Genomic DNA, 17,958 nt, shown 5'->3' on the forward strand with positions numbered 1-17,958 from the left:
TAAAAAAATATTGATTATTGGTACTGTTGGTATTAATATGTACTTATAGATAACCAAAAGTTAACCAACAGTTCATAAAGTGTTGGGTTCTGCGCTAGTTAAAATGAAAGCGCTTTGGGATTTCGAATTTGTATTTATCCAAAGGAATCATAGAAATAGATTAGTGGATTACATGCAAATCGAATTAGTGTTATTTACTTTTGGCTTGAATTAAAAAACATGGGACACACATTTTGTAGCGAAAGAAAGGGGAAATTTAGAATGCGTTTAGCGTACGATCCGTCACATTATCGTGACAATTCTAATTTAAAAGATACTATTGATGCAGTTGCCAGATTAGGGTATGAATGGGTGGAGTTATCTCCACGTAAAGATTTTATTTGGTTTAATCAATACCCAAAGGTTGATAAGCAGCTGATAAAAGATTTGAAAAAATATTGTTCAGATGCCGGCGTTCAAATCTCTTCCGTACTTCCTGTTCAACAATGGTCTTCGCCAAACGAAGAAGTACGCCAAGCTGCAGTAAGAAATTGGAAACGTTGTATTGAAATCACTTCTGAATTAGGAGTAGATTTAATGAACAGCGAATTTGCCGGCGACAAAAGCCGTCCAGTTGAAAGTGAAGCTGCTTTTGTAAAATCAATGGAAGAGCTAATGCCGATCTTTGAAAAAGAAGGTATTAAACTAAATTTACAATCTCATCCTCATGATTTTATTGAGTTGAACACAGAAGCAATTCAAATGATTCGTGCACTTGATAAAGATTGGATTAAGTTGGTATATTCGGTAGCACATGCTTTCTTTTATGATGATGGTATTGGTGATGTAGCCAAACACTTAGATGAAGCAGGAGATTTACTCGCACATGTCCTAATAGCTGATACGCTAAATCATAAAGCGGCATTTGGATTACGTTATATTGTTAATCCGCCTGATGCAAACGTAACAATCCATCAACATTTGAATCCTGGTCAAGGGGAAGTAAACTTTGATGCATTATATCGGAAATTAAGAGAAATGAAATTTGATGGAATTGTAACCAATTCAGTATTCGCGTATCCTGATAAACCAGAGTGGTCCAATGAAGTAACATTGAAATCCATTAAAGAAGGATTATATATTTAGACGCGCACTACATCGTTTAGCATTTGATTGAAATACCGATTTTAATTAAACAAATTCATAAATAAAAAGCCTTTTCTCAGTGATTATGAGGAAGGGCTTTTTTGATTTCAGCCTTATTATTATAAATCTGTGTGTCATTGGGCTCCAAGGTATTCCAATTATTTAAAGTAAGATGAAATTATTGATTGAATCCCAAATTAATAATATGATATAATCATCATATAACCAACATATACCCAATAGTTTATAAATAGTTGGTGTGATGATTAAACCAATTGGAGGGGATCAAATGCCGTTAATTAGATTTGATTTAATAGAAGGTCGAAATGAAAACGAGTTGAAACAATTACTAGACGTTTCTCACCGGGCTGTTGTTCAGGCCTTTGGAGTCCCTGAAAGAGATCGTTACCAAATCGTAAATCAGCATCAAGCAAATGAACTAATTATTCAAGACACAGGTTTAGGATTTGAAAGAAGCCGCAATGTAGTGATTGTATCTGTTACAAGTACCCAAAGAAGTGATAAGCAAAAGAAAGATTTTTATAACCTATTAGCACAAGGGTTAGCAGAAAATTGTGGAATTGAACCAAATGATATTATGGTCTCCATTGTTACGAATGGGGCAGCTGACTGGAGCTTTGGTTTCGGGGAAGCTCAGTTTTTAACGGGTAAACTATAATCAAAACTTCCAAAATAATCTTAAAATAACAGTTGACTGAAAGCGTTTTTAGTATTAAGATGTAATCAAACATAACCAAAAGATAACCAATATATCACAAAAACTTAAGTGTGATTTACCAGTTTTATCAGTCTGATAGAGGATCTTACATTTTAAAGTACTCAAAAACTACGATGAATTTATTCTTAAGGAGGAAGCAAATATGACAAATGTAATGGTGAAAGTAGAAAAACTAAAAAATTATATCAATGGTGAATGGGTCGAAAGTAAAACGACGCAATTTGAGGATGTATACGATCCTGCTAAAAAAGAAATTATTGCCCAGGTTCCTCTTTCAACAAAAGAAGAGATTGATTATGCTGTAGAAGTGGCAGCAAAGGCATTTGAAAAGTGGAAAAACGTACCTGTGCCAAAGCGGGCGAGAATCTTATTTGATTTCCACCAACTTTTACAAAAAAATAAAGAAGAATTAGCTCGTATAATCACCATAGAAAATGGTAAAAACCTATCTGAAGCATTAGGTGAAGTAGGACGCGGAATTGAAAATGTGGAATTTGCTACAGGTGCCCCTACACTCATGATGGGAGATTCGCTTACTACCATTGCAACGGATGTTGAGATCACTAATTATCGGTACCCAATTGGTGTTGTTGGAGGAATTACACCATTTAACTTCCCGATGATGGTACCATGCTGGATGTTCCCAATGGCCATTGCCGTAGGTAATACATTCGTTCTTAAACCATCTGAAAGAACACCATTATTAGCTCAAAAATTAGCTGAGCTATTAGAAGAAGCTGGTCTTCCTAAAGGAGTCTTCAACATTGTTCATGGTGCACATGATGTTGTAAATGGACTTTTAGACCACCCAGAAGTGAAAGCTATTTCCTTCGTTGGTTCAAAGCCTGTCGGAGAATATGTATACAAACGCGGAAGTCAAAACCTAAAACGTGTTCAAGCCTTAACAGGTGCTAAAAACCATTCAGTCGTTTTAAATGATGCTGATTTAGAACTTGCTACAACAAATGTTATTGCTTCTGCCTTTGGTTCGGCTGGTGAACGCTGCATGGCTTGTTCTGTTGTAACAGTAGAAGAAGGCATTGCAGATGCATTTCTTGATAGATTAATAGAAAAAGCAAAAGAAGTAAAAATCGGTCACGGCTTAGATGAAGGCGTATTCTTAGGTCCAGTGATTCGTGAACAAAATCAGCAGCGGACAATAGGCTATATACAAAAGGGTATTGAAGAAGGGGCTAAATTAGTATGTGATGGCCGCGAAAATCTACCCGAAGAAGGATATTTTGTAGGACCAACTATTTTTGATGATGTAACAACAGATATGGCCATCTGGAAAGATGAAATTTTTGCTCCAGTCTTATCAATCGTTCGTGTTAAAAACTTAAAAGAAGCGGTGGAAACAGCCAATCAATCAGAATTTGCAAATGGTGCATGTCTCTATACATCAAACGCTTCGGCCATTCGTTACTTCCGTGAAAATATTGATGCAGGTATGCTTGGAATTAACCTAGGTGTCCCAGCGCCAATGGCATTCTTCGCATTCTCTGGATGGAAATCTTCCTTCTATGGAACATTACCAGCAAACGGAAAAGACAGCGTCGATTTTTACACCCGTAAAAAAGTAGTTACAGCCAATTATAAAGCACCATCATTTGAATAAGTTACGAACATCTGTAACATTCGGCTATTATCCTGCTAATGATGGCTAGGATAATAGCCATTAATAGAATTTCCATAAATAGGAGGAAACTACAAAGTGAGTAAATTGCTCCGAAAACCAAATCTTAAAGAAACGTCACCAGGTGTAACCATCGTTCATGAAGTAACAAGTGAAAATTCTTCATTAGAATATGTGGGGTTTAAAGTAATCGACCTTACTCCAGGTAGTACATATACAGAGGAACTAGCTAAAGTAGAATGCTGCATTGTCGCACTTACCGGGAAAATCAATGTTTCCGATCATGATAAGGCATTTAAAAATATAGGTACTAGAGAAAGTGTATTTGAAAAGAAACCAACAGATAGTGTTTACGTATCGAATGATCGTTCTTTTGAGGTGGAGGCTGTAAGTCAAGCTCGTGTTGCTCTTTGCTACTCCCCATCTTTTAAACAATTGCCTACTAAGTTGATTAAAGCTGAAGACAATGGAATTGAAAATAGAGGGAAGTATAGCAATAAGCGTTTAGTTCATAATATATTACCTGATTCAGACCCTTCTGCAAATAGTTTACTGGTTGTTGAAGTATTCACAGAAAGCGGAAACTGGTCAAGCTATCCGCCGCATAAGCATGATCAAGATAACCTGCCGAATGAATCATTTTTAGAAGAAAGCTACTATCATGAAATGAACCCGCGCCAAGGATTTGTCTTCCAACGTGTCTACACAGATGACCGTTCCCTTGATGAAACAATGGCGGTTGAGAATGGCGACGTAGTGTTAGTACCTGCTGGTTACCATCCAGTTGGTGTTCCTGATGGTTATGAATCCTATTACCTCAATGTAATGGCAGGTCCAACACGCATTTGGAAATTCCACAATGAACCAGCGCATGAATGGATTTTAAACCGTAAATAAGAGGAGATGTTATGAAAAAATGAAACTTCAATTTCATTCTGATAGAGAATTTGACCTTATTGCCATCGGCCGTGCATGTATCGACTTAAACGCAGTGGAATATAACCGTCCAATGGAAGAAACGATGACATTTAAAAAATATGTAGGCGGTTCACCAGCCAATATTGCAATTGGATCCTCGAAGCTTGGACTAAAAACAGGATTTATCGGCAAACTTGCCAATGATCAGCACGGACGTTTTATTGAGCAGTATATGCATGGTGTTGGCGTGGATACATCCAACATGGTCGTTGATCAAGAAGGTCATAAAACAGGTTTAGCTTTTACAGAGATTAAGAGTCCGGAAGAATGCAGTATCTTAATGTACCGTGATGAAGTAGCTGACCTTTATTTACAGCCATCTGAGGTAGATGAAGACTATATTAAAAAAGCAAAAGTTCTTCTTGTTTCAGGTACAGCTTTAGCAAAAAGCCCTTCCCGTGAAGCAGTTTTAAAAGCCATTCATATAGCCAAAAAACATGACGTGAAAGTTGTTTTTGAATTGGACTATCGTGGATATACATGGGTATCACCTGCAGAAACATCTGTTTATTATTCCTTAGTGGCGGAGCAGGCAGATGTTGTGGTAGGTACACGTGATGAATTCGATGTGATGGAAAACGTGACAGAAGGCAGCAACGCAGTGACTGTTGACCATTTGTTTAAATACTCTCCAGAATTAGTAGTGATTAAGCACGGTGTAGAAGGATCTTATGCGTATTCCAAATCAGGCGAAACATTCAGAGGACGTGCCTATCTAACAAAAGTATTAAAAACGTTTGGCGCAGGCGACTCTTACGCATCTGCCTTCTTATACGCTTTAATTACCGGCAAGGATATTGAAACCGCTCTTAAATTCGGCAGTGCCTCTGCAGCCATTGTGGTAAGTAAACACAGTTCTTCAGAAGCGATGCCAACCGTTACCGAAATTGAACAATTGATTGCGGAAAGATCTGAAAAAGCCGAACAAACAGTTTGAGGTGAGAATAGACATGGGAAAAATTAGATTAACAACAGCGCAGGCATTAATTAAATTTTTAAATCAACAATATATCCATGTGGATGGTAAAGAGTCTTTATTTGTTGAAGGGATCTTTAATGTATTTGGACATGGAAATGTTTTGGGGATTGGGCAGGCACTTGAGCAATACTCAGGTCATTTAAAGGTGATTCAAGGCAAAAACGAACAAGGGATGGCACATGCAGCGATCGCGTACAGTAAACAAATGCTTCGTCAAAAGATCTATGCCGTAACCACGTCTGTTGGACCAGGTTCAGCCAACTTGGCTGCAGCAGCCGGGACAGCCTTGGCCAACAACATCCCTGTATTGTTTATCCCGGGTGATACGTTTGCATCCAGACAGCCTGATCCAGTTTTACAACAAGTAGAACAGGAATATAGCTTAGCTGTAACGACAAATGATGCCTTAAAACCGGTCTCTAGATATTGGGATCGGATTACACGCCCAGAACAGTTAATGCCAAGCTTGCTTCGTGCCTTTGAAATGATGACCGACCCAGGAAAAGCAGGTCCGGCAACGATTTGTATTGCGCAAGATGTAGAAGGGGAAGCGTTTGACTATGATGAAAAATTCTTTGAAAAACGCGTCCATTATGTGGATCGTAAAGCACCAGTTGAGCGAGAACTTAAGGGAGCTGTTGAACTAATCCGTGCAAGCAAAAAACCGGTGATTTTAGTTGGCGGTGGAGCAAAATACTCCCAAGCACGTGATATTTTGGTCTCGCTTTCGGAAAAACATAATATCCCTTTAGTAGAAACACAAGCCGGTAAAGCAACGGTAGAGTCCAATTTTAAAAATAATCTAGGCGGAATGGGGATTACCGGTACACTGGCAGCCAATAAAGCGGCACGTCAAGCCGATTTATTTATTGGGATTGGAACGAGATATACCGATTTTGCCACTTCTTCCAAAACGGCATTTGACTTTGATCAAACCAAGTTCTTAAACATCAATGTCAGCCGTCTGCAGGCTTATAAAATGGATGGCTTCCAAGTTGTCGCAGATGCAAAAACAACATTAGAGCAATTGGCTCCATTTTTAGAAGGATATGAAAGTGATTTTGGCAGTGAAATTGCTGAATTGAAAGAGGAATGGAACGCAGAACGTGACCGTTTGAGTCAAGTAACATTCAAACGTGAAAATTTCCTTCCGGAAGTAAAAAATCATTTTTCTCAAGAAGTATTGAATGAATATGCGGACGCACTTAATACAGAACTAGCTCAGACGACGGCATTACTAGCCGTGAATGATACCATTTCACCTGATAGCGTGATTATCACTGCAGCTGGGTCCCTTCCAGGAGATGTACAGCGTATATGGAATACGGCTGAACCAAATACTTACAATGTCGAGTACGGCTACTCTTGCATGGGGTATGAAGTATCCGGTGCATTAGGAGTAAAATTAGCGGAGCCAACGAAAGAGGTATATTCCCTTGTAGGTGATGGCAGCTTCCTATTGCTGCATTCTGAATTAATTACGTCTATTCAATATGGACAAAAAATCAATGTTGTCCTCTTTGATAATTCAGGATTTGGATGTATCAACAATTTACAAATGGATCATGGCGGCGGGAGTTATTTCTGTGAATTTAGAACCCATGATAATAAAATCTTAAATATTGATTATGCAAAAGTGGCTGAAGGATATGGTGCAAAGACCTACCGCGTAAATACAGTCGAAGAATTGAAAGCGGCCTTAGAAGATGCCAAGAAGCAAGAAGTCTCTACACTTATTGATATTAAAGTCCTTCCAAAAACAATGACTGATGGCTATGATAGCTGGTGGAATGTCGGTGTTGCAGAGGTATCGAATAAAGAAAGCATCCAAAAGGCATATGAGTTAAGACAACAAAAATTAGAAACGGCAAAACAATACTAAAACCTAAAAATCCATTTGAGGTTGGATCAAATTCACTTGAATTTGATCCGCCTTAATTAGTTTGAAAATTCCGATAAGAGGGGTGGGATGGAAATGATCGCAACAACAAGATTAGTTCCGATGAAAGAAATGCTTGATAAAGCAAAAAAGGAAAAGTATGCGGTAGGGCAATTTAATATCAACAGCTTTCAATGGGCAGAAGCGATGCTGGAAGCGGCTGAAGAGGAACGGTCTCCTATAATTGTAGCCTCATCCGATAGATTAGTAGATTATTTGGGCGGATTTAAGAGTATATCTATGATGGTAAGTAGAATTGTAGAGGAAAAGAAGATTACGGTACCGGTTGCCCTTCATCTTGATCATGGGAAAAGTGTGGAAAGATGTAAAGAAGCCATTGACTCCGGATATACTTCCGTTATGATTGACGGTTCGCACTATTCAATTGAAGAAAACATTGCAATGACAAAGCAAGTGACTGACTATGCCCGACTTCACGGTGTGACAGTGGAGGCTGAGGTCGGAACCGTGGGTGGTAACGAGGATGGTCTTATCGGCGGCATTAATTATGCCGATCCACAGGAATGTTTACGGCTTGTCCAAGAAACAAACATTGATGCACTGGCAGCAGCCCTTGGCTCTGTACATGGGCCATACCAAGGAGAACCAAAGTTAGGGTTCGCTGAAATGAAAGAGATTTCAGAATTAACCAATGTACCGCTTGTATTACATGGCGGTTCAGGCATCCCATTACACCAAATCCATCAAGCAATTGAATTGGGGCATGCCAAGATTAATGTGAATACAGAATGCTTGCAGGCATGGGCAAAAGCCGTCCGTAATGTACTAGAGAACGATAAAGAAGTGTATGATGCCCGAACCATCCTTACACCAGGTAAGGAAGCTGTTAAAGAAACGGTCAAAGCGAAGATCAGAGAGTTTAAATCAAGCCATAAAGCATAAATTCAACCGGGCGATATTTGCCCGGTTTTTTCTTAAATTTTATTAAAATGGATGTGGTTTGCCTGAGTACATTACTAACGAATAGAAATAAATATCTTTTTATTGTTGTTTCCTTTTTATTATGGTTTCCGCAATTTCTCTATGTTCCTATTTTTTCACCTTATATGGAATCGTTAGGCGGAAAGTATACATTTATTGGGATCGTATTAAGCAGCTACGGGATTATGCAGCTTTTATGCAGACTTCCGATTGGGATCTTTTCTGATGTAAAGAAAGTTAGGAAACCATTTATCATTTTTGGCATGTTGGCCAGCATGTTAAGTTGTGTGATTTTTTTACTAACAGATAGTTTAGGCTGGATTCTCGCGGCCCGCGCAATTGCAGGAATTTCAGCGGCTACGTGGGTCGCATTTACAGTCTTATATCCAAGTTATTTTGCTGATCATGAAGTACATCGGGCAATGGGGAGTATTTCATTTATTGTCGTTCTTGCCCAGTTTTTAGGGATGGGTTTCAGTGGTTCGATTGTAAGTGAATGGGGATGGAAAGCCCCATTTTGGATAGCCGTATCTTTTAGCATCCTCGGTGTGATCCTATCCCTTTTTATTTATGAACCAAAAGAAGGAATAGAGAGGGAACCGCTAAAGGTGAAGGAATTAGCGACTGTTATAAAAGAACCATCATTGATGAAGGTGGCCCTCTTATCGATTTTGGCACATAGTATTATTTTTTCAACGATGTTTGGATTTACATCCAACTATGCACTAAATATTGGCTTTTCTGCAAGTGAGCTTACTTTCATCGTGTTTGCATTTATGATCCCTCATGCTATTGCAACTCTTTTTATAGGGAGAGTACTTGTTCCGCTTTTGGGTGAATGGAATGCCCTAAAAATGGCCTTTTTCTTTGCCTCCGTTTTCACGCTGCTGATTCCGTTCGTTCAGAGTAAAGAGTTATTTTTGGCCGTTCAGATTTTTAGCGGATTTTCACTGGGCTTAATTTTCCCGTTGCTGTTAGGATTGGCCATTGAAAAAATTGCATCTGAAAAAAGAGCGACGGCGATGGGTGCCTACCAGGCGATTTATGCTATTGGTATCTTTGCGGGGCCATTTTTTGCAGGAATCTTTAATTCGCTTATGGGAATAAAAGCAGGATTTTATTTTGTCGGGGTACTAGGATTAATAGCTACGCTCCTTATCATCATTTGGGGTGAGGATCATGCTGAATCCTTACCGATAAATATGAAACGTTTTAAAGAAAAAAGAAATGCAGATGTCTAGTGTTATTCTCTATGTAGTTATTATAAAGCTCCGTTTTTTTGGAAAAAGAGATTCCCCTTTTTATTTATAAAGGGGTATCTTTTACTTTTCTAGTGGATCTCTCTTTCAACCTTTGTATCTTTTTTATAACGACAAAGGCAAGAAAGAAGAGCGCTGTGTATAGGGAGGAAAGAACTTTCCTTTAGTGAATCCTCGGCAAGGTATTTTCTTTAAAAACCCACCCTAAAGGAAGGTATTGTTTAATTTCTTTTCCTTCAGTGGAGGAAAAACATATGATGTGGTTCAAACTATTAAAGTTACGAAACATTAAAAAAAGAAGACCAGCATTGCATGGTAAATACTTAAGATTCGGCCTTTTTTCTCTAAGTTTTCAGTAAGTTGACAATCAATTGCAAGCTGAATTCCAAAAATTATATATTTTCATAAAAATAGAATAATAGTGATTGACGATTTTAATGTAAGTGATTACAATAAAAATAAGTTAGGAAAGAACTTTCCTAAATAAGTGAGGTTTTTAATAATAAACTTCAAAAAAGTAAAATGATGAGGAGTGATTGAAATGAGTCAATTAAAGGTTGGGTTATTAGGTGCTGGCAGAATGGGGGCTTTTCACGGAGGAAGTATAGCAAAACGAATACCAGATGCTATTTTATATGCAGTAGCAGATCCAATTCCCGGTGCTGCAGAAAAATTAGCAAATGAATTAGGATTACATATAAAAACGTATACAGAGCCACTTGAAATGATGAAGGACCCAAATGTAGATGCAGTTATTATCGCTTCACCAGCACGAACACACGCAAGTAATGTTATTGCTGCCGCAAAAAACGGAAAAGCTATTTTTTGTGAAAAACCAATGGCTATAACACTAGAAGAAGCTGATGAAGTTCTTCAAGTTGTTAAGGAAATGAAAGTGCCATTACAAGTTGGATTTAACCGTCGCTTTTCAAAAGGCTTCAAAAGCGCGCATGAAGAAATCGTTGCCGGAAAAATTGGTACACCACAATTATTACGCTCTTTAACGAGAGATCCAGAATTAGGAAATCCAAATAAACCTGAGTGGACTATTTTTTTGGAAACACTTATTCATGATTTTGATACACTTTTATACCTAAATCCAAATGCTAAACCAGTTGAAGTATTTGTTATGGCGGATGCTTTGGTAGCACCAGAATTTAAGGATAAAGGTTTACTCGATACAGCAGTTGTAAGCGTTAGATTTGATAATGGCGCTATTGCTGTTGCAGAAGCAAACTTCCAAGCAGTGTATGGGTATGATGTCCGTGGGGAAGTCTTTGGTTCTGAAGGGATGTTACAGATGGGGAGCATTCGCGAATCAAGTATGACTAGGTATACAAAAGAGGGAGCGAGTTATAATACTTTGCGCTACGATCAGGACTTGCTCTTTGATGCTTATGTAGATGAATTAAAAGATTTTGTTGATTCAGTAAAGAACAATAAACCGACTTCCGTTACCGGAGAAGATGCCCGTTCTGCATTGTTAATCGCTCTTGCATGTATAGAGTCGTATAAGAGGAAAAAGCCGGTTATAGTAGAAAATGATGTTTTAATTACGGTTTGAATGGATAAAAATTGCCCTTTTTCCTAATAACTTTGTTTATAATGAAAAATAGAAATTGGGGAAAGGGAGATTTAGCATTGAAGCCAACCATTTATGATGTTGCAAAAAAAGCAAATGTTTCTATATCTACTGTATCAAAAGTACTAAACGGAACAGGAAGTATAAGTGAAAAGACTAAGAAACGAATTTGGAAAGTAATTGATGAAATACAGTTTCAGCCCAGTATTGTTTCTTCCGTTAAAAAGGCAATGAAAACAATCGGTTTATTGATTCCTGATATTTCTAATCCGTTTATGGCTGAAGTAACAAGAGCAATTGAGGACAACGGTCGTAAAAAAGGGTTTAATGTCATAATATGCAGCACTGATAATGACAGTACCAAAGAAGATGAATATATTTCCATGTTGAAACAAAAATATGTTGATGGAATGATTATTGCAACCGGTTTAAAAAATAGTCGCGCTTTTCAACAATTAATTGAAAGTGATATTCCAGTTGTCATGCTTTCTCGTGATGTTCCTAATTTACCAATTAATATAGTAATGGTAGACGATTTTCAGGGTGGATATGAAGCTGGTACTTATTTAGCACAGTTAGGTCATCGAAAAATAGCAATGATTGTAGAAAATATTAATATTCCTTCCATAAAAAACCGGGTAAAGGGATTTAAAGAAGGATTAATAGATTCAGGGCTATCTTCTGAAGATTTAACCATCCTGTATAGTTCCTTAGATTTGGATGAGAGCGGATCAGTGTGCTTAAATTTATTGAAAAATCAAGAAAACAGGCCTACAGCCATTTTTGTTTCGACAGAGTTACTCGCTTTTGGTGTTTTCCGTGCAGCAAGAACTCTAAAGATACAAATCCCTAATGAGTTATCTATCGTAGGATTTGATAATAGTATTTTGGCAAAACTTAGTGACCCGCCATTAACGACTATCGCTCAACCTATAGAAGAAATGGGAGCCAAAGCAGTAGAGTTGCTTGTTGATGAAATTACCAATAAGAAAGAACGATCTAATAAAGTGATGCAACGGGTAGTTATGTCTCCGCTCTTGATTGTTCGTGATTCAACGACTCCAATTTCTAAGAATGAAAGATAAGATCTTCTCCATGTTCAAGGTATGATGTCAGTTTCACATCATAACAAGATCTCATTCCATTTTACATAGAAAAGGGAGATGCCTTAAAAGAAATTTGTAAGCGCTGTATAGTTTGAAAACCAATGGAAGTTTTACTATTAGGATTTTTATGATCTTAGATAGATTTTACAGTTGTTTGCCCAAGAGTTAATCACTTATAAATATAAGGGGAATTTCTATATGGAGAATATTTCAAATAAGGGTGTGCAATTGGATCATTTTACGAAAAGGAACCCAAAAAAGTTTTTGAAATTGATTACCACTGTATCAACATTTGGGGGGCTGTTATTCGGATATGATACAGGAGTTATGAATGGTTCACTCCCATTTATGGCAAAGCCCGAACAATTAAATCTTACCCCTCTTACAGAAGGGCTTGTAGCAAGTTCTCTAACGTTAGGAGCTGCCTTTGGTTCAATAGTGGGAGGACAGTTATCAGATCGAAAAGGGCGCAGAAGTCTAATACTGTATCTTGCTATTATATTTTTATTTGCAACAATGGGCTGTGTTACTGCACCAAATGCAACAGTAATGATTATTTTTCGCTTCATTCTAGGCCTTGCTGTAGGCGGTTCTTCGGTAATCATACCATCCTATCTTTCGGAAATGTCTCCGCCGGAACATCGGGGCAGGATGGTTACACGAAATGAATTAATGATTGTTACTGGGCAATTTCTAGCTTATGTATTTAACGCCATTATTGGAAATGCCTTTGGTGATACAGGACATGTTTGGCGTTATATGTTAGTTGTTGCAACTTTACCGGCTGTGGCATTATGGTTTGGAGTGGCTGTTTTACCTGAAAGTCCTCGATGGTTAGCCTCAAAAGGAAAAATGGCTGAAGCATTAAAGGTACTGCAAATGATTCGTAATGAGAGTATTGCACAACAAGAATTAAATGAAATAAAAGCACATATTCAAGAATCGCAAAAAGTAGAAAAAGGATCACTAAAAGATTTAAGGGTACCTTGGGTTCGATATATGGTAGGAATAGGGGTTGTAGTTGGGTCAGTAGCTCAGTTAGTGGGGATAAACTCCATTATGTATTATGGAACTCAAATTCTTGAAAATGCTGGTTTTGGAACCAAGACAGCTTTGATTGCAAACGTAGCAAATGGATTAATTGCCGTTATTGCTGTTATCGTTGGTATGTCCCTCCTTAATAAAGTTAATAGACGGACGATGCTGCTTATTGGGTTTACTGGTGTTACAGTTGTTCTTATAGCGATTGGGATTACTAATATTGCGCTAACTAGCTCACCGATTTTACCATTTGTCGTATTAACATTGACAGTTACCTATTTAGCCTTTTTTCAAGGGTTTATTGGACCGTTAGGCTGGCTCATAATAGCTGAAATTGCCCCAGTTCGCCTACGTGGTCTTAGTATGGGGATTGCTACATGCTCCCAATGGATTTGCAATTTTCTAGTAGGACTATTGTTCCCAACTCTTTTGAATGTGCTAGGACTGTCAGGAACATTCTTCTTATTTGCTGCGTTTGGATTCATTGGGGTAATATTTGTTGCGAAAAACTTGCCAGAGACAAGAGGGCTGACATTGGAGCAAATAGAGGATAACTTTAGAGATAAATATGATGTAAATCAGAGTAAGGTTAGTAAAATAGGTTAAAGACCGTTTATAAATTTGGATATCCGGGCTTCTTGTATTTTCAAAGTACTAGAATAATATATAAATAATGGCCTGAAAATTCCATTTATTTTGAAATATGGTAGAGTACTAAACTCTATAAAAGAAACATTAAATAAAATTAGTAACGAGGAGGAAGTAGTATGAGTAGAGAATATGGTTTATGTTTATGGACTTTTGGTGATATTTCTGTAGAAGAAAAGTGTAAATTAGCTAAGGATATTGGTGTAGATGGAGTAGAAGTTCAAGGAGATCTTACGCAAGATCCAGGGGAACTTGCAAATATCTTGTCTAGATACGGGTTAAAGGTCTTATCTGTTACACCTGATAATGTGGATATCTCCAGTGAAAATGAAGATATAAGACTAGAGGCAGTGGGCTACTTTTTAAATCTACTGGATTGGGCAAGCGATTTAGGTGCAAACCGAATTTGTTTACATGGCGATGTGGGAAAAATAGCTGGAAGTGGAGATATTGCGAAGGATTGGGAACTTCTTGTTGAAAGTTCCAGGGGAGTGATGAAAAAAGCTGTAGCTTTAAATATCGAAGTAGTATTCGAAGTGTTAAACCGCTATGAAAACCATCAAATTATTACGAATCAAGAGGCCCTGAAATTACTCGATTCTGTCAATAGTCCGAATTTTTCTATTCTTTTAGATGCCTATCATATGAATATTGAAGAAGCAGACCCTATTGATGCATTAAGAAAAGCAGGAAGTAAGTTAGGAATTTATCATGTAGCTGATTCTAATCGTCAAGCTGTGGGAAATGGTCATTCCAATATAAAAGGCCAAGTTGAAGCGTTACATGAAATTAATTATAATGGGCCAATCATTATGGAGATGACTGCAGAAGGTCCAAATCCTTTTACAGCTGTTAAAGGCCCAGATTATCTTCAGGTTCTGACCGATTACTATAAAACTTCATTAGAAAAACTAAAGGCATGGGATGCTTCAAAAATAGAAATATAATCATTAAATCACTATAAATTAACCATTATATATCCAAGTGTAATTAGATATAGTATCAACAGTTAAGCAAAACAACACTAATTTTATGATTATATGTTAAAATCTAAAAGTTTTTTGGTTAATTTGGAAAAATAACAATTGTAATTTCCAATAGGAGTAGGTTACAATATAAGTAATAGGAAAGCGCTTACCCTAATTAGAAAAAAAGGAACAATAAAAGGGTGGAATTACGGAGAATTTGCTGGGATATTTTTAGCGCAGTTGGCATTGCCTATAACCAACTGGTTCGCCTCTAATCCATTCAGATCGCAGATTATGACTGCAGCGGGATTAAAAAATTCCCAACATCTTAGCAGCTTAAAAGACTTTTATAAAAAATTGTTTCTTACTTGAAAATTGATAATACCATTATCTCGTTTGGGTAAGCGCTTTACCAAAAAACTATTAAAAGCCAAAATGGATAATTGCAGAAAGGAGACCAATATGGTTGTACGTGGAGGGAGTCTCCTCGAAATTAAAGGAATTAAAAAAAGTTTTGCTCAAAACCATGTATTAAAGGGAATTGATCTTGACGTAAAACCGGGTGAAGTACATGTTCTGCTAGGGGAAAACGGTGCAGGTAAATCTACTTTAATCAAAATTTTAACAGGCGTGCATCAAAAGGACGCAGGAGAAATCTATTGGGAAGGGAACTCGGTTATACTAAATACCCCAGTTGATTCCATGAAACTAGGCATTGCTACAATTTATCAAGAACTAAATGTCATTCCTGAACTGAAAGTCTATGAAAATATCTTTCTTGGAAGAGAATTAAAACACGGCGGAAAAATGTCCTTGCTTAACCATAAAGCAATGCGCAAAGAAGCCGAGCGCTGCTTGGAGATGCTTGGCCAAAGCCCGAAACTTGCCGATAAACAACTGGGAACACTTGGTATTGGACAGCAGCAGTTAGTTGAAATTGCAAAAGCAATCACGTTAGATGCCAAATTAATTATTATGGATGAGCCTACTTCCAGTTTAAGCGCCCAGGAAGTAGAACAGCTCTATAAAGTGGTCGAAGAGCTTAAGAAAAAAGGCATCGCCATTATCTTTATTTCCCATCGCCTTGAGGAAATTAAACACCTTGGCGATCGGATAACCATTCTCCGAGATGGATTTAAAATTGAAACTTTACCAGTTAAAACAACAGATAGTGATTACTGGATTGAACTGATGGTGGGACGAACATTAGATGAAAAGTTTCCAAAGCAGTCCTTTACCCTTGGAAAAGAGGGCTTTCGTGTTGAAGATTTAATCGTAGCAGGCACGACCGAACCGGTTAATTTTTCAGTCCATTATGGAGAAATTGTTGGAATCTCTGGACTTGTAGGTGCAGGCCGTACAGAATTGGCCAGATCTATTTTTGGTGTCGATCACCATAAAGGTGGGAAAGTCTATATTGAGGGTCAGGAAATTAAGATCAAATCTCCACGCGACGCCATTAACGCAGGGATAGCTTTTATTACAGAGGATCGCAAAAATGAAGGTCTACTGCTCGACATGACGCTTGACTTTAATATTGCTATAGCAAATATGGACAAGTTTAAAGGCAGTACAGGTTTGCTGGATGTAAGGGAAATGCGTAAGGAAGCACAAAATTATGTAAAAGAGTTAAAAATTCGTCCTGGTAATATTGAACTTCACTCCAGGAACTTGAGTGGCGGAAATCAGCAAAAGGTTGTTATTGCCAAGTGGTTATGCACACATGCGAAGGTATTTATTTTTGATGAGCCGACAAGAGGGATAGACGTAGGGGCAAAAGTTGAAGTTTATCGCTTGATGAATCAGTTAGTTGAAAACGGTTCCATTGTATTGATGATTTCTTCGGACCTTCCTGAAATTCTCGGGATGTGTGATCGAGTGCTGGTAATGAGTGAAGGGAAAATAACTGCAAATTTGTCGATCGAAGAAGCTTCACAGGACCGAATAATGAAGGCGGCTACAGGAGGATGAGAAAATGAGTCAAGTTCAATTAGTGACAGAATCAGAAAAGAATCTTTCGGTGAACACAGATCCAAAAGAAAAGATCACTTTAAAGAAAATAATTGGTAAGCTGGGACCTCTATTAGCTCTTGTCATCTTGGTTGTCATCCTTACCTGCCTATCAGATAAGTTTTTTACCGTAAATAACCTTATGAATATTGCCAGTCAATCATCCATTAATGCGTTAATGGGGCTTGGGATGCTTTTAGCAATCTTAACAGCAGGAATTGACTTATCAGTGGGTGCTATTCTTGCAGTATCAATCATGTTAATGGGGATCGTTACCGTTAACCTGCAAATGAACCCATTTATTGGTATCATCGTTTGTCTTGGTGCAGGGACTTTATTAGGCTGGGTAAACGGAGCGTTATTAACGAAGCTGCATTTACCGCATCCGTTTATCTCTACACTTGGTACACAATTCATCGGCCGCGGAATTGCTCTTATTGTAACTGCAGCCGCACCGATTGCCGGTTTCCCGGCTGCCATCCAATTTGCCGGAAATCAATTTGTTGGTCCCATTCCGGTGAGCTTTCTTCTTGTCATTGTTGTTTATGTACTGTTTCATATTTTCCTTACAAGGTCAAAGACAGGCCGCTATATTTATGCAATCGGAGGCAATAAGGAAGCCGCCCGTCTGTCTGGAATAAATGTGGACCGAGTGCTGATGATCGTTTATTCACTTAGCGGTTTGATGGCGGGACTTGCGGGATTAGTAATGGTAGGGCAAGTTAACTCGGCATTCCCTCTTGCAGGACTAAACTATGAAACGAATGCCATTGCAGCTGTTATTATTGGTGGCGCCAGCTTTTTCGGCGGGGTTGGTACAGTTTCAGGTACATTAATCGGGGCGCTAGTAATTGCTGTTCTTCAAAACGGCCTTAATCTTCTTAACGTTTCCGCAGATGCTCAACTGGCGGTAATCGGATTCGTTATCATTGCGGCAGTGTATGTTGACGTTCTTCGTCAACGCAAAAGTAAGAAAAACTAGTTCTGTGTGAAAAAGTTGATTCAA

At 38.1% G+C, this 17,958-nt stretch carries 14 protein-coding genes; all 14 read left to right on the forward strand.

The annotated features are described in order from the left end of the window. The first annotated feature begins 261 nt into the window (after positions 1-261). A complete protein-coding gene (locus J7E66_RS19725; protein ID WP_215002958.1) occupies positions 262-1,125 on the forward strand; it encodes a sugar phosphate isomerase/epimerase family protein in 864 nt (287 codons plus the stop codon). A gap of 289 nt (positions 1,126-1,414) precedes the next feature. Continuing rightward, positions 1,415-1,804: a tautomerase family protein gene (locus tag J7E66_RS19730; RefSeq protein WP_215002959.1), complete on the forward strand. Its 390-nt coding sequence runs from the start codon at positions 1,415-1,417 to the stop codon at positions 1,802-1,804. 214 nt (positions 1,805-2,018) lie between these two features. Next, positions 2,019-3,482: a CoA-acylating methylmalonate-semialdehyde dehydrogenase gene (locus J7E66_RS19735; RefSeq protein ID WP_215003026.1), complete on the forward strand. Its 1,464-nt coding sequence runs from the start codon at positions 2,019-2,021 to the stop codon at positions 3,480-3,482. Between the two features lie 96 nt (positions 3,483-3,578). After that, positions 3,579-4,397, forward strand: a complete 819-nt coding sequence (iolB, locus tag J7E66_RS19740; protein WP_215002961.1) for a 5-deoxy-glucuronate isomerase — start codon at positions 3,579-3,581, stop codon at positions 4,395-4,397. 19 nt (positions 4,398-4,416) lie between these two features. Then, the gene (gene iolC / locus J7E66_RS19745) at positions 4,417-5,415 is read left to right on the forward strand and encodes a 5-dehydro-2-deoxygluconokinase (RefSeq protein WP_215002963.1); all 999 of its coding nucleotides are present in this window, start codon (positions 4,417-4,419) and stop codon (positions 5,413-5,415) included. A 13-nt stretch (positions 5,416-5,428) separates the two neighbouring features. Continuing rightward, a complete protein-coding gene (gene iolD, locus J7E66_RS19750; RefSeq protein WP_215002965.1) occupies positions 5,429-7,339 on the forward strand; it encodes a 3D-(3,5/4)-trihydroxycyclohexane-1,2-dione acylhydrolase (decyclizing) in 1,911 nt (636 codons plus the stop codon). A gap of 93 nt (positions 7,340-7,432) precedes the next feature. Next, on the forward strand, positions 7,433-8,299 hold the full coding sequence (fba, locus tag J7E66_RS19755) for a class II fructose-1,6-bisphosphate aldolase (protein WP_251033018.1): 867 nt from the start codon (positions 7,433-7,435) through the stop codon (positions 8,297-8,299). A 47-nt stretch (positions 8,300-8,346) separates the two neighbouring features. Further along, the gene (locus J7E66_RS19760) at positions 8,347-9,579 is read left to right on the forward strand and encodes an MFS transporter (protein WP_215003030.1); all 1,233 of its coding nucleotides are present in this window, start codon (positions 8,347-8,349) and stop codon (positions 9,577-9,579) included. A gap of 559 nt (positions 9,580-10,138) precedes the next feature. After that, positions 10,139-11,161, forward strand: coding sequence for a Gfo/Idh/MocA family oxidoreductase (locus J7E66_RS19765; RefSeq protein ID WP_215002967.1), 1,023 nt, complete (start codon positions 10,139-10,141; stop codon positions 11,159-11,161). Positions 11,162-11,238: 77 nt separating this feature from the next. Further along, on the forward strand, positions 11,239-12,264 hold the full coding sequence (locus J7E66_RS19770; RefSeq protein ID WP_215002969.1) for a LacI family DNA-binding transcriptional regulator: 1,026 nt from the start codon (positions 11,239-11,241) through the stop codon (positions 12,262-12,264). 219 nt (positions 12,265-12,483) lie between these two features. Then, entirely contained in the window at positions 12,484-13,932 is a 1,449-nt protein-coding gene (locus J7E66_RS19775; protein ID WP_215002971.1) for a sugar porter family MFS transporter, read from the forward strand. A 161-nt stretch (positions 13,933-14,093) separates the two neighbouring features. Further along, positions 14,094-14,921 (forward strand): sugar phosphate isomerase/epimerase family protein, encoded by an 828-nt coding sequence (locus tag J7E66_RS19780; RefSeq protein ID WP_215002974.1) that lies wholly within the window; start codon positions 14,094-14,096, stop codon positions 14,919-14,921. A 483-nt stretch (positions 14,922-15,404) separates the two neighbouring features. Next, positions 15,405-16,913 (forward strand): sugar ABC transporter ATP-binding protein, encoded by a 1,509-nt coding sequence (locus J7E66_RS19785; protein WP_215002976.1) that lies wholly within the window; start codon positions 15,405-15,407, stop codon positions 16,911-16,913. Between the two features lie 4 nt (positions 16,914-16,917). Then, on the forward strand, positions 16,918-17,934 hold the full coding sequence (locus J7E66_RS19790) for an ABC transporter permease (protein WP_215002978.1): 1,017 nt from the start codon (positions 16,918-16,920) through the stop codon (positions 17,932-17,934). Positions 17,935-17,958: the final 24 nt, after the last annotated feature.

The sequence above is a fragment of the Bacillus sp. ISL-7 genome (genome assembly GCF_018613065.1).

Coding starts and splice junctions, on each gene's coding strand:
- J7E66_RS19725 (WP_215002958.1), top strand. CDS start 262: ATGCGTTTAGCGTACGATCCGTCACATTATCGTGACAATTCTAATTTA.
- J7E66_RS19730 (WP_215002959.1), top strand. CDS start 1,415: ATGCCGTTAATTAGATTTGATTTAATAGAAGGTCGAAATGAAAACGAG.
- J7E66_RS19735 (WP_215003026.1), top strand. CDS start 2,019: ATGGTGAAAGTAGAAAAACTAAAAAATTATATCAATGGTGAATGGGTC.
- iolC (WP_215002963.1), top strand. CDS start 4,417: ATGAAACTTCAATTTCATTCTGATAGAGAATTTGACCTTATTGCCATC.
- iolD (WP_215002965.1), top strand. CDS start 5,429: ATGGGAAAAATTAGATTAACAACAGCGCAGGCATTAATTAAATTTTTA.
- fba (WP_251033018.1), top strand. CDS start 7,433: ATGATCGCAACAACAAGATTAGTTCCGATGAAAGAAATGCTTGATAAA.
- J7E66_RS19760 (WP_215003030.1), top strand. CDS start 8,347: ATGGATGTGGTTTGCCTGAGTACATTACTAACGAATAGAAATAAATAT.
- J7E66_RS19765 (WP_215002967.1), top strand. CDS start 10,139: ATGAGTCAATTAAAGGTTGGGTTATTAGGTGCTGGCAGAATGGGGGCT.
- J7E66_RS19775 (WP_215002971.1), top strand. CDS start 12,484: ATGGAGAATATTTCAAATAAGGGTGTGCAATTGGATCATTTTACGAAA.
- J7E66_RS19780 (WP_215002974.1), top strand. CDS start 14,094: ATGAGTAGAGAATATGGTTTATGTTTATGGACTTTTGGTGATATTTCT.
- J7E66_RS19785 (WP_215002976.1), top strand. CDS start 15,405: ATGGTTGTACGTGGAGGGAGTCTCCTCGAAATTAAAGGAATTAAAAAA.
- J7E66_RS19790 (WP_215002978.1), top strand. CDS start 16,918: ATGAGTCAAGTTCAATTAGTGACAGAATCAGAAAAGAATCTTTCGGTG.